Here is a 12,704-nt window from a genome sequence, read left to right on the forward strand (position 1 = left end):
GGCCACCATGACCGGCTATCTCTACCTCGCTATCGCCATCACCGCCGAAGTGATCGCCACCACCTCGATGAAGGCCCTCGACGGCTTCAGCAAACCCCTTCCGCTGCTCCTTGTGGTGGTCGGCTACGGCATCTCCTTCTGGATGCTCAGCCTGGTGGTCAAGAGCATCCCGGTCGGTATCGCCTATGCGATCTGGGCGGGCCTGGGCATCGTCCTGGTGAGCATCGCCGCGGTCTTCCTCTACCAGCAGAAGCTGGACATCCCGGCCATGCTCGGCATGGGCCTGATCGTCTCGGGCGTCATGGTGATCCAGCTGTTCTCCAGCAGCACCGGCCACTGATCCACGTCAGCCCCGCCTCACGGCGCGCGTTATACTGCGCGCCGGTTTTCTTCGAGGCAGCTTCCATGTCCCAGGTTCTCAACACCGACGTCCTCATCGTGGGCGGCGGCGTCGCCGGCCTCTGGCTCGCGGCACGCCTGCGCAGCCAGGGCTTCGCCACCCTGCTGGTGGAGAGCTCCAGCCTCGGCGGCGGGCAGAGCGTGAAGTCCCAGGGCATCATCCACGGCGGCGCCAAGTACGCCCTGCACGGCGCGCTGACCGGCGCCTCCGAAGCCATCGCCGACATGCCGCGCCGCTGGCGCGAGGCCCTGGCCGGCAACGGCGAGCTGGACCTGCGCCCGGTGCGCCTGCTGTCCGACGCCCACTACCTGTGGTCGCCCGGCTCCCTGGCCGGCAACATCACCAGCTTCTTCGCCAGCAAGGCGGTGCGCGGCCGCGTCGACCAGGTCAAGGGCGACGCCCTGCCCCCGGCCCTGCAACACCCGAAATTCAAGGGCAAGGTCTATCGCCTCGCCGAACTGGTGCTGGATGTGCCGAGCCTGATCCAGCGCCTGGCCGACCTCGCCGGCGACGGCCTGCTGGCCGGGCGCAGCATCGAACCGCTGCGCGAGGGGGATGAGCTCGTCGGCCTGGTGGTCGACGGTCGCAGCATCCGCGCCCAGCGCATCGTGCTCAGCGCCGGCGCCGGCAACGAGGCGCTGCTGCAGGCCCTCGGCATCCAGCAGCCGGCCATGCAGCGCCGCCCGCTGCACATGGTGATGGTCAAGGCGCCCGGGCTGAAACCGCTCTACGCCCACTGCCTCGGCGGCGGGCCCAAGCCGCGCGTCACCGTCACCACCCATCCCGCCGCCGATGGCCAATGGGTCTGGTACCTGGGGGGCGAAATCGCCGAAGCCGATGGCGTGGCGCGCAACGAGGCGGAGCAGATCGCGGCGGCGGAGAAGGAACTGCGCGACCTGCTGCCCTGGATCGACCTGGCCGCCGCCCGATGGGCGACCCTGCGGGTGGACCGAGCGGAGCCGGTGCAGAACGGCCTGGCGCGCCCGGACAACGCCTTCCTCGCCGACCAGGGCCGCCTGCTGGTGGGCTGGCCGACCAAGCTGGCGCTGGCCCCCGACTTCGCCGACCGGGTGATCACCGCCCTGGAACGCGACGGGATACGGCCGACGCAGCCGGCGCCCCTGCCCGAGCTGCCACGCCCGAGCCTGGCGCAACCGGTCTGGGAGGAACTGCTGTGAGCCGGAGCCTGCACCACCTGCACCGCCCCCTGGGCGACACCGGCCTGATCGTCTCCCCCCTGGGCCTGGGCACCGTCAAGCTGGGCCGCGACCAGGGCGTCAAATACCCCTCGGGCTTCACCATCCCCGATGACGACGAAGCCGGCCGCCTGATCGGCCTGGCCCATGAGCTGGGCATCAACCTGATCGACACCGCGCCGGCCTATGGGCGCAGCGAGGAGCGCCTCGGCCCGTTGCTGCGCGGCCGGCGCCAGGACTGGGTGATCGTCAGCAAGAGCGGCGAGGAGTTCGAGGCGGGCCGCTCCAGCCACGACTTCAGCCCGGCGCATACCCGCCGCTCCGTGGAGCGCAGCCTGAAGCGCCTGGAGACCGACTACATCGACCTGCTGCTGCTGCACTCCGATGGCGACGACCTGCGCATCCTGCGCGACAGCGGTGCCTACGAGACCCTCGCCGAGCTCAAGCGCGAGGGCAAGATCCGCGCCTTCGGCCTTTCCGGCAAGACCGTGGAAGGCGGCCTGCTGGCGCTGGAGCGCGGCGACTGCGCGATGGTCACCTACAACCTCGCCGAACAGGGCGAGAAGCCGGTGCTGGACTATGCTGCCAGTCACGCCAAGGGCATCCTGATCAAGAAGGGCCTGGCCAGCGGCCATGCCTGCCTGGGGGCCGGCGTCGACCCGGTGAAAGCGAGCTTCGAGCTGATCTTCGGCCACCCCGGAGTCGGCAGCGCCATCATCGGAACCATCAATCCGCTGCATCTGTCCCATAATGTCGCGACGGCCGCCGAGGTGCTGCAAGGCCGTCCCTGAGCGCCGCAACAGCGGCCGACCCCGACGCAAGAAGGAGCCGACATGCCGCGAATCCTGGCCCGTAAAGACCCGGGGGCCTTCAAGACCCTGCCCCTCCACGTGGAAGCCACCCCCGACGGCCTGACCTACCAGGCCCTTGGGTTGCCGCTGAACTTCACCCAGATGCTGGAACGCCGCCGACGCCCGGTGGAGGTCGCCGACAGCCAGCGCTTCGCCGTCGAGCTGGCCAACCTGGGCGTCTCCGTGCGCCTGACCCTGGAGCTGCAGGGGCGCGAGTACTGGGTGCTGGTGCGCCAGCGCCGGCTGGACCGCGGCGACACCGTGCTCAAGCTGATCTCCGGCTACGTACCGGCCCATGAACTCAACCTGCCGCTGCTCACCGCCATCCAGGAAGTGGCCGAGGAGTGCCTGATCGAGACGCCGGACGGCTGGCTCGGCGGGCGCTTCGCCGATACCTGGCTGCCCACGCCCTACCAGCGCCAGCTGCACTATCGCGAAGCCAGCCACTTCCGCCTGAGCCCCTTGTCAGGCGCCGCACGCCCGGTGCAGAGCGGCAGCCTGACGCTGCTGGAGCGCCCGCGTGCCTACGTGCACCTGCCCACCGCTTCGCTGCAGCTGGTGTACGACATGAGCCTGGAGCTGCCGCGCGATGCCCGCCAGGTGAGCTTCTTCCACGTTGACGAAAGCCTGCACGACGGCGAGCTGGTTGCAGCCCTCGAACGCCGCCGTCCGGACATCTACCTGCTGCCTCGCGAGCATGGCAAGCCCACCGGCGAGCTGCTGACCCTGCGTAACGGCGAGTTCAAGCCGGCCAGTACGCGGGGCGTCTGGCTTTCGGAAAGCTTCGCCGAACAGGACGGCTGGCTGGTGCGTGACGAACGCATCCGCTGGAAGGACTGGCTGGCCCGTGTCGGCACCGCCGAACGGAGCAGGCGCCTGGCCTGCTGAAAGTCCGAAGAATGCCCCCGCGTAGGTGGGCGCGCGCACCGGGGCGGGTGTCGCAGGCGCCGCAAAAAAGAACCCCGCCGGAGCGGGGCCAATCGGGCACTACAACAGAATCACTTGAGTTCGCTGGAGCTCTTGCCGAGCAGGCGACGGGCGACGATCAGCAACTGGATCTGCTGCGTCCCCTCGAAGATGTCGAGGATCTTCGAATCCCGCGCCCACTTCTCGAGCAGCTCGTCCTCGCCATACCCCAGCGCGCCGACCAGCTCCACGCACTTGAGCGTCACCTCGTTGGCCACGCGCCCGGCCTTGGCCTTGGCGATGGAGGCCTCCTTGGAGTTGGGCAGCTTGTTGTCCGCCATCCAGGCAGCCTTGAGGGTCAGCAGGCGCGCCGCCTCCCACTCGGCCTCCAGCCGGTAGAGGGTGGCTTCGGCGTGGGTCACGCTGAGCAACGGCTTGCGGTAGTCGAACCTGCAACCGGCCTTCTTCAGCAGCTCACGGGTGCGATCCAGCGAAGCCTTGGCCACGCCGATGGCCATGCCGGCCACCAGCGGACGGGTGTTGTCGAAGGTCTCCATGACCCCGGCGAACCCCTTCTGTACATCGATCTCCGCGTTGCCCAGCAGGTTGGCCGCCGGCACCCGGCAATCGCTGAAGCTGATGGACGCCGTGTCGGACGCCTTGATGCCCAGCTTCTTCTCCAGGCGGGTGACGCTCATGCCCGGCGTGCCCTTCTCCACCACGAAGGACTTGATCGCCGCACGCCCCAGGCTCTTGTCCAGGGTCGCCCAGACCACCACCGCATCGGCGCGCTCGCCGGAGGTGACGAAGATCTTCTCGCCATTGAGCACGTAGTGGTCGCCATCCTTCACCGCCGTGGTGCGGATGGCGGCGGAGTCCGACCCGCAGCCCGGCTCGGTGATGGCCATGGCCGCCCAGGTGCTGCCGAAGCGCTTGAGCTGCTCCTCGTTGGCCACCGCCGCGATGGCGGCATTGCCCAGCCCCTGGCGCGGCATGCCCAGCAGCAGGCCGACATCGCCCCAGCAGAGTTCGATGACCCCGAGCAGCGCCGAGAGGTTGCCGCCGTTGCGCACGCCCTCCTCCACCTGGCCGCTGCCGCGCTTGCTGGCGGACGTGGCGCCGACGGCGTCGGGGGAACCGGCGTTCATGCCGTCCAGAAGGGCGGCGAGCAGGTCCAGCTCCTTGGGATAGGCGTGCTCGGCCTTGTCGTACTTGCGGGAAATGGGGCGGAAGTAGTTGGCCGCCACCTGGTGCGCCTGATTGGCCAGGCCACGGAATTTCTTCGGGGTTTCAAGGTTCATCACAAAGTCCTCAGAATCGGATTTCGATCGTGCGAGCTAGAGGCATGCAAGGCGAAAACCGGCGAGAAAGCGCAATTTACGCGCTGTAAATGAGCATTCCGAGCCGGCTTTCAACGCTGCAGGCCCGACGCGCAGCCGATCAAAACCGGTTCTCACAGGTGGAGGCCGCCGGACATAAGGGCCACGGCGCGGAGGTCGCGGTACCAGCGCTCGGCCGGGTGCTCCTTGGTGAAGCCATGGCCGCCCAGCAGTTGCACCGCGTCGGTGCCGATCTTCATCGCCTTCTCGGCGCAAAGGAGGCGCGCCAGGTAGGCCTCGCGCTGGAAGGGCTCGCCACGCTCGGCCCGGGCGCAGGCGCGCCAGACCATCATGCGCATGGCGTCCAGCTCGATGGCGATGTCCGAGACCATGAAGGCGACACCCTGGCGGTGGCTGATGGGCTCGCCAAAGGCGACGCGCTCGTTGCAGTAGGTGACGACGTAGTCCAGCGCCGCCTGGCCGGTGCCCAGGGCCAGGGCACACCAGGCGAGGATGGTGAAATCGAGGAAGCGTGGGTAATCGAAGTCGGCGGCGGCCAGGCGATTCTCCGTCGGCACCTTGACGCCCTTCAGCAGCACGCGCGCCGTCGAACAGGCCTTGAGTCCCATGGCGGGTTCGGCCTGGCGCTCCAGCCCCTTGGCACCGCCCTCGACGAGGAACAGCGCCGGGCCATTCTCGGCCTCGGCGGCGACGATCAGCTGGCTGGCATTGAGCCCCTCGAGCACCAGGCATTTCTCACCGGTGAGCTGGTAGTGCTTGCCCTTGCGCCGGGCCTTGGTGGCCAGGCGGTGGGGGTCGGCCAGCACGCCGGGTTCGCTGACGGCGATGGCCACCAGCGGCGGACGTTCCTCGCCGACGAAGGCCGGCAGCCAGCGCGCCTGCTGCTCGGGCGAGGCCCAGCGGCGGATGCAGTTGGCGGCGGACAGCGGCACCAGCAGCGAGGCGGCCAGGGACAGGTCGCCCTGGCCCAGCGCCTCGGCGATCAGCGCGTTGCTGACGGTGGTGCGCTCGCCGGCCATGCCGCCGTGCACCTCGCCGACGCCGTAGTGGGCGAGGCCCAGTTCCAGCGCCTGGTTGAGCAGGTCGGCGGGGATGGCACCGCGCGCATCGGCGTCGTGAGCGGCCGGGCGCAGCACTTCCAGGGCGAAGCCCTGGAGCATCTCCCTGATCATCTGCTGCTCGTCGCTCAGGGACAGGTCGAAGAGCGCATCCGGGTCGGCCTTGCGCGGCGTCTTGGCGGCCTTGCCGGAACGCTCGGCGACCATCTGGAAGCCGGCGCGGCTGCCGGTGTAGAGAAGCTTCTCGAAGGGCTTGCGCAGCTTGAACCGGTCCGGCCAGTCGGCCTGGGCGACGCGGTTCAGCATGGACAGGGCGCGTCCCTGTGCATCGGTACTCATGGGCATCTCGCTCCACGCGGGGTGAGGATGCCTGGATGATGCGCGCCGGAAACAAGCGCGCCTATGACCGACGGGACGCGGGCGAGTGGCACGACGGCCACCCGCTCGGGGGGAGGATCAGCGGCTGCGGATCTTCTCGACGATGGCGGTGGTGGAGCTGTTCTCCACGAGGCCGAGGACACGCACTTCGCCGCCGTAGGCCTTGACGATGTCGGCGCCCACCACCTGCTCGATGCCGTAGTCGCCGCCCTTGACCAGGATGTCCGGCTTGACCTGGCCGAGCAGGCGCTCGGGGGTGTCTTCGCTGAAGCTCACCACCCAGTCGACGGCGCCGAGGCCGGCGAGCACGGCCATGCGCCGGTCCACCGAGTTGATCGGACGGCCGGGGCCCTTGAGGCGGCTGACCGAGGCGTCGTCGTTGACCGCCAGCACCAGGCGGTCGCCCTGGGCGCGGGCCTGCTCGAGGTAGGTCACGTGGCCGGCATGGAGGATGTCGAAGCAGCCATTGGTGAAGACGATCTTCTCGCCATGGGCGCGGGCGTCCTCGATGGCCAGCAGCAATTGGTCGAGGCTCAGCACCCCACGCTCGGAGCCCTGCTCGCGCTGCACGGCGCGGCGCAGTTCGGGGGCGCTGATGGCGGCGGTACCCAGCTTGCCGACCACGATGCCCGCGGCCAGGTTGGCCAGGGCCACGGCCTGGGGCAGCTCCTCGCCGGCAGCCAGGCTGGCGGCCAGGGTGGAGATCACGGTGTCGCCGGCACCGGTGACGTCGAACACCTCGCGGGCGCGCGCCGGCAGGTGCAGGGCGGGCTGGTCGGGACGCAGCAGGGTCATGCCGTGTTCGCCACGGGTCACCAGCAGGGCGCCGAGGTCCAGTTCGCGCATCAGTTGCGCGCCCTTGGCGACCAGGTCGGCCTCGTCGGCGCAGCGTCCGACTATGGTTTCGAATTCGTTGAGATTGGGGGTGATCAGGCTGGCGCCGCGGTAGATGCCGAAGTCCTTGCCCTTGGGGTCGGCGAGCACCGGGATGCCCTTGCGCCGGGCGGCCTGGATCAACGCCTGGTGGTTCTTCAGCGCGCCCTTGCCGTAGTCGGATAGCACCAGCACCTTGACCCCGCCGAGCAGGCGCTCGACCTCGACGGCCAGGGCCTCGGCGTCAGTCTCGAAGGGCTCTTCGAAATCCATGCGCAGCAACTGCTGGTGGCGGCTCATGACCCGCAGCTTGACGATGGTCGGCTGCGTGGCGATGCGCTGGAAGCGTGCGTCGACGCCGGCAGCACCCAGGCTGGCGAGCAGGCTGGCGGCAGCCTCGTCTTCACCGGTCACTCCCACCAGGGCGGCGGGAGCGCCAAGGGCCGCGATGTTCAGCGCCACGTTGGCGGCACCGCCCGGGCGGTCTTCGATCTGGTCGACACGCACCACGGGCACCGGCGCCTCGGGGGAGATGCGCGAGGTGCCGCCATGCCAGTAACGGTCGAGCATGACGTCGCCCACCACCAGAACGGGGGCCAGATCGAAACGGGGCATGGTGAGCTTCATGAAGACTCCAGAGCATGAAAAAACGGCGCGGATCATAACATAGCAGCTGACCCGCCCCGTCGCCGGAGGCCGTCAATCGGAAAGGCGTCTCACCCAGAAAAGCTCGTGGCGGCGCACCGCCTTGCGGAAGAAGTCGTCCTCGCCACTCTCCGGCCAGCGACGGGCGGCGAGCAGCCACTGGATGGTCCGGCGCAGGCGCTTCTTGAACGACAGCGGCACCTGCAGGTCATGCTGCATGGCCAGCGCCTGGGCCTTGTCCAGGCGCGCCTGTTCGCACAACACGGGACTCCACAGGTCATCCGCCGGCAGCGGCTCGATGCACGGCGGCAGGGCGATGCCGCCCCCGGCCGGGCCCATGGGCCAGCGGTCGTTGTCGACCAGGTGGTTGGCATAGAGCAGTTGCACCGAAGGGGTCCAGCCACTCTTGCAGATGGCCTGGTCGAGGGCGCGACTGGCCTGGACGTGATCCGGATGCGGGTCGAGCTGCGGATGCGGCACCACCACCACGTCGGGCTGCAGGCGGGCCAGCAGCGCCGCCAGGTCACCCACCAGGTTGTTCCAGGTCGGCGCGCCATCGAGATCGCCAGGCAGTGCCAGGGCGTTGAAGCGGCGGACGCTGCGGATGTCCGCCTCCCCGGACTCCAGCGAGGCGAAGGGCTTGTCCGGCTCGGCCTCCATGGCTTCCAGGCGCAGGCAGTAGTAGCCCAGCTGCAGGCACCGGGTAGCCGGTACGCCGCCCCAGAGCGGCACCGCCAGGCTGCTCCAGCTGCGCAGGCGCCCCTTGAGGCGTGCAGCGGCAGCGGTATCCAGCCCAAGGCGACGATAGACCTGGGCCTCGATCTCGCCCTGGGTCAGGGTGACGATGTGCACGTCGCTGCAGCGGCTGTAGAGCCCGAAGGCCGCCAACTCGGCATCGTCCGCATGAGGCGCGATGACCAGCACCTTCTTCCTGGCGTAGTCGGGGTTGCTGAAGGCATGCAGCGTGGCGGTCGGCGCCAGCCGGCAGAAACGCCCTCGCAGGCGCAACGTGCCGGCGGCCAGGGCCGCCTGAGCCCCGGAAAGGTTGATATAGCGGCGCCCGTTCACGCCCCGCTCGAAGTCCTGGCGGTCGACACCTTCGCCACATTCGACCAGCACATGCGGGTCGAGCCAGCGACCGAGCCAGCGGCTGCGGATCACCACTTCCAGCACCAGCGTCTCCGCGTCCTCGGGCCAGGCGGCGCCGCCCGGGTCCAGGCGCCCATCCACCAGGCTCACGGGCAACGCCCGGGCGCTGCCGGGGAAGCGGTACTGGTAGTCATCCCGCGGTGAATAGAAGAGATGATCGGCGAACCAGGCCTCGTGGGCGATCCAGCCGAGCACGAGGAGCACCGGGGTGGTGCTCCAGGAGCCGAACCAGTCCAGCGCCATGAGCACCAGCAAGGCACCGAGCATGAACAAACGCTTGTGGCGCCGATGGCGGCGCAGGAGCAGCTGCTTGCGTGTTTCCATTCACTCACACCCGAAAGACGGGAACCTTGTTGCACCAACGATCCTTGTATTCCACATCTGCGCGCCCGAACGAATAGCGCAGGGCCTTGCCTCTGGCCCGGGCATCTTCCCAGGCGGCCTGCGTATTGACGAAGCTGAGGACGCTGCCGGGGCTGAAGTCCCGGCTTTGTGGATCGACGCCGCCGTTGATGTATTCGGCGCTGATCCATTCTGGAGATTCGACCCTGTACACCACCTGAACGGCGATGGGTGCTCCCTCCAGCAACAACAGGCTGCCGCTGAGGAATTCCCGCAGCAGCCCGAACACTTCTTCCAGATGCCCCTTGCCGGGCACATCGAAGCCCCAGCGACGCTCGAACAGTTCGGTATAGACGGCCGCCAGTTCGGCGGGCGCGAGTTCCGCGATCGGCTTCAGGGTGCCACCGGCCTCTTCCAGCAGGCGCAGCTCGCGGCGCTGGTTGTAGCGGAACTTCTTGGAGAATTCCTCGGGCGCACGGCACAGCGCCAGCGAGTCCTTCTGCAGGCGCAGCCCCTGCAGGCGGCTCTGGTTGGGTTCGCCCAGGTAGGCGCCGCGATGGCGCAAGACCGCTCCACTGTCCGGTCGCGCCGGCAGGAGCACCTCGGCATTGCCGAGATCGAACAGATGGCGCTTGCCGGCACGCTTGAGGGCATCCCTCGACAAGGCGAGGTGACGACCCCAGGTGGGAGCGGCGGCGACCGGCTCGTCACCCTCGAACCAGCCGAGGTAGCGCACCGGGATGCCGGCCATCGCGGACAGGCGCTCCACCACATCCGGGTGGGTCACCAGGCTGCCGCCGAAACGTGACCAGACGGCGGCATAGTCGGCGGCATTCAGGGGGCGCCAGCCGCGTTCACGGCAGGCGCGTATCAGGTTCAGCACAGCCCGGTCCCTGGGATTGGAAGTCTCATCGTCATGCACATATCAGGCACATGTACCGCTCAGCCGCGCTCCGCCACGTGGGCCTTGTCCTCGGCGAACTGGTTGGCGTGCAGGCGCGCGTAGTAGCCATCCAGGGCGATCAGCTCGGCGTGGTTGCCGCGCTCGACGATGCGGCCCTGGTCCATCACCAGGATCAGGTCGGCCTTCTCGATGGTGGACAGGCGGTGGGCGATGACCAGCGTGGTGCGGCCATCCATCACCCGGTCCAGCGCCTTCTGGATGTGCCGTTCGGACTCGTTGTCCAGCGCCGAGGTGGCTTCGTCCAGCACCAGCAGCGGCGCGTTCTTCAGCAGAGCGCGGGCGATGGCCAGGCGCTGGCGCTGGCCGCCGGACAATAGCACGCCATTCTCGCCGACCTCGGTGTCCAGGCCCTGGGGCAGCTTCTCGATGAATTCGCTGGCATAGGCGGCCTCGGCCGCTCGCTCGATGTCCGCGCGCGGTGCCCCGGCGAGATCGCCATAGGCGATGTTGTTGGCCACCGAGTCATTGAACAGGTTGACCTGCTGGGTCACCAGCGCGATGTGTCGGCGCAGGTTGCGCAGGCGGTAATCCTGGACCTCGACGCCATCGAGGAGAATCTGCCCTTCGCTGTGCTGGTAGAAGCGCGGGATCAGGTTGGCCAGCGTCGACTTGCCACTTCCGGAACGCCCCACCAGCGCAACCATCTGCCCGGGTTCGGCCGTGAAACTGATGCCATCGAGCACGGATTTCTCGGTACCGGGGTAGCGGAAGGTCAGGTCGCGCACCTCCAGCCTGCCCACCACCCGCTCACGCTCGACGGTGCCGGTATCGGTCTCCGGCACCTCGTCCAGCTGCTCGAAGATGCTCTCGGCACCCGCCACGCCCTTCTGCACCGTGGAGCTGACCTCCGACAACTGGCGGATGGGCTTGGGCAGCATGCCGGCCACGGTGATGTAGGCCACCAGCTCGCCCGCCGATGCATCACCGCGCAGGAACAGCACGAGGAACATCAGCACCGCCATGGCGGAGAAAATCACCAGTTGCAGCATCGGCGTGTAGACGGCACCGGTCTTGGTCATGCGCAGCTGCTTGTCGGTATTGCTCTGGCTGGCATCGAGAAAGCGCGCCTCCTCATAGGGCTCGCCACCGAAGCTGCGCACCACGCGATAGCCCTGGATGGTTTCGGACGCCACGTGGGTGACATCCCCCATGGCCACCTGGATCTTCTTGCTCTGCTTGCGGAACTTGCGGCTGGCCGTGGTCACCATGAATGCGATCAGCGGCAGGATCGCCACCATCACCAGGGTCAGGCGCCAGTTCATCCACAACAGGTAGGCGAACAGGCAGACCACCGTCATCCCCTCGCGGATCACCACCTTGATGGCATCGGTCGCGGCCCCCGTCACCATGGTGACGTTGAAGGTGATGCGCGAGATCAGGTGCCCCGAGTTGTGGTTGTCGAAATAGCGGTTGGGCAGCACCAGCAGGTTATTGAACAGCGCCACCCGCAGGTCATGAACGAGTCCGAGGGAGACTTTGGCCAGGTAGTAGTTGCCGAGGAAGGAACCAACGCCCTGCCAGGCGGCGATCAGCACGATCAGCAGCGGCACCATCTGCAGCAGCTGCAGGTCCCGCAGCACCGGCACATTGGGGAAGAGCACCACGCTCGGGTCGTTCAACCCATCGACGAAGTACTGCAGGATCGCACCCAGCATCGGCTGGGTCGTGGCGAAGATCACGAAGCCGACGATGCTCAGCACGAACTGCCAGATGTATGGGCGGACGTAGCTCAGCAGCCGCAGATAGATCTTCAGGCTGGACGGCTGGGATTGCGTCGGATGTTGCTCGGTCATTCGCTCGGCCTGGGGGTGGCAGAAAAGGCGGAGAGCTTATCACAGCGCGGGCTGTGTCTTCGTGGGGGATGCTTTAAGATGCGCCCCCTGCGGCCGGATTCGGCTCATTCCCACACGCTTCAATTCAGAGCAGGACAATGAGATCGCTTGAAGAGCACCAACTCGACTCACTTCTGAGTGATGCCACTACGATCGAAGCCGACGGGCACGGCGTGAAAGTGGCCTGCCTTGCAGACGGCGACTACCTGAAACTGTTCCGCCGCAAGCGCTTGCTTTCGTCAGCGCTCTGGTCTCCCCAAGCAAGCAGGTTCGCGAGTAACGCAGCGAAGCTTGCTCGCATGGGCATCCCCGTCCCACAAATCATCGACACTTTCAAAGTGCCGTCCCGCGCCTTGAACGGGGTCATATACCGCCCCCTGCCGGGGCAGACTCTGCGCAGCCACTGGCGCGACCTGGGCAATGTCAAGCGAGAGGCTGATATCTGCAGATTTGGTGCCTTTCTCGGCCTGCTGCATGAGCAAGGCATCTACTTCCGTTCACTTCACCTGGGCAACGTGCTGTTGCTACCGGACAACCGCTTCGGGCTAATCGACTTCTCAGACATGCGGATCGCCAGGCGGCCACTGGGCAAGAACCTGAGACGCCGGAATCTGCAACACCTGCTGCGTTACGAAGTAGATCGGAACTGGCTCGTCCTGGAGCATCGCCCCGCTCTGCTGCGGGGCTACGCGACACGCTGCGGCAGCGAAGCCGCAACTCGGCTGAACATGGGCATTCAGGCGCTAGTCGATTCGCACCAGGCCTGATCC

11 protein-coding genes are annotated in these 12,704 nt (G+C 67.6%); 5 read left to right on the forward strand and 6 right to left on the reverse strand.

All coding sequences use genetic code 11. The features are described from left to right. Positions 1 to 7: 7 nt before the first annotated feature. From PHLH3_RS27435 to PHLH3_RS27450, 4 genes are all read left to right on the forward strand, one after another. Positions 8 to 340: a multidrug efflux SMR transporter gene (locus tag PHLH3_RS27435; RefSeq protein ID WP_213626623.1), complete on the forward strand. Its 333-nt coding sequence runs from the start codon at positions 8 to 10 to the stop codon at positions 338 to 340. 65 nt (positions 341 to 405) lie between these two features. Then, complete coding sequence (locus tag PHLH3_RS27440) at positions 406 to 1,578, forward strand: FAD-dependent oxidoreductase (protein WP_213626625.1); 1,173 nt, start codon at positions 406 to 408, stop codon at positions 1,576 to 1,578. Next, positions 1,575 to 2,387, forward strand: a complete 813-nt coding sequence (locus PHLH3_RS27445; RefSeq protein WP_173171309.1) for an aldo/keto reductase — start codon at positions 1,575 to 1,577, stop codon at positions 2,385 to 2,387. The genes PHLH3_RS27440 and PHLH3_RS27445 overlap by 4 nt, the downstream gene beginning before the upstream one ends. A gap of 42 nt (positions 2,388 to 2,429) precedes the next feature. Next, entirely contained in the window at positions 2,430 to 3,335 is a 906-nt protein-coding gene (locus PHLH3_RS27450; protein WP_213626627.1) for a metal ABC transporter ATPase, read from the forward strand. A gap of 110 nt (positions 3,336 to 3,445) precedes the next feature. Here the strand turns inward: PHLH3_RS27450 and PHLH3_RS27455 are convergent, their stop codons facing one another. The 6 genes from PHLH3_RS27455 to msbA form a co-directional block, all read right to left on the reverse strand. Then, positions 3,446 to 4,654, reverse strand: coding sequence for an acyl-CoA dehydrogenase family protein (locus PHLH3_RS27455; protein WP_173171305.1), 1,209 nt, complete (start codon positions 4,652 to 4,654; stop codon positions 3,446 to 3,448). A 152-nt stretch (positions 4,655 to 4,806) separates the two neighbouring features. After that, positions 4,807 to 6,096: an acyl-CoA dehydrogenase family protein gene (locus PHLH3_RS27460; protein WP_213626629.1), complete on the reverse strand. Its 1,290-nt coding sequence runs from the start codon at positions 6,094 to 6,096 to the stop codon at positions 4,807 to 4,809. Between the two features lie 111 nt (positions 6,097 to 6,207). Then, complete coding sequence (gene hldE / locus PHLH3_RS27465) at positions 6,208 to 7,629, reverse strand: bifunctional D-glycero-beta-D-manno-heptose-7-phosphate kinase/D-glycero-beta-D-manno-heptose 1-phosphate adenylyltransferase HldE (RefSeq protein ID WP_213626631.1); 1,422 nt, start codon at positions 7,627 to 7,629, stop codon at positions 6,208 to 6,210. Between the two features lie 72 nt (positions 7,630 to 7,701). Then, complete coding sequence (locus PHLH3_RS27470) at positions 7,702 to 9,120, reverse strand: PIG-L family deacetylase (RefSeq protein ID WP_213626633.1); 1,419 nt, start codon at positions 9,118 to 9,120, stop codon at positions 7,702 to 7,704. A gap of 4 nt (positions 9,121 to 9,124) precedes the next feature. Further along, positions 9,125 to 10,021 carry a GNAT family N-acetyltransferase gene (locus PHLH3_RS27475; RefSeq protein WP_213626635.1) on the reverse strand — a complete coding sequence of 299 codons (897 nt, stop codon included), beginning with the start codon at positions 10,019 to 10,021 and terminating at the stop codon, positions 9,125 to 9,127. 59 nt (positions 10,022 to 10,080) lie between these two features. After that, positions 10,081 to 11,895: a lipid A export permease/ATP-binding protein MsbA gene (gene msbA, locus PHLH3_RS27480; RefSeq protein ID WP_213626637.1), complete on the reverse strand. Its 1,815-nt coding sequence runs from the start codon at positions 11,893 to 11,895 to the stop codon at positions 10,081 to 10,083. Positions 11,896 to 12,032: 137 nt separating this feature from the next. Here msbA and PHLH3_RS27485 point away from each other — a divergent pair, with 137 nt between their 5' ends. Continuing rightward, positions 12,033 to 12,701, forward strand: coding sequence for a lipopolysaccharide kinase InaA family protein (locus PHLH3_RS27485; RefSeq protein ID WP_213626639.1), 669 nt, complete (start codon positions 12,033 to 12,035; stop codon positions 12,699 to 12,701). Positions 12,702 to 12,704: the final 3 nt, after the last annotated feature.

The organism is Pseudomonas sp. Pc102, assembly GCF_018408275.1.
Classification (GTDB): Bacteria; Pseudomonadota; Gammaproteobacteria; order Pseudomonadales; family Pseudomonadaceae; genus Metapseudomonas; species Metapseudomonas tohonis.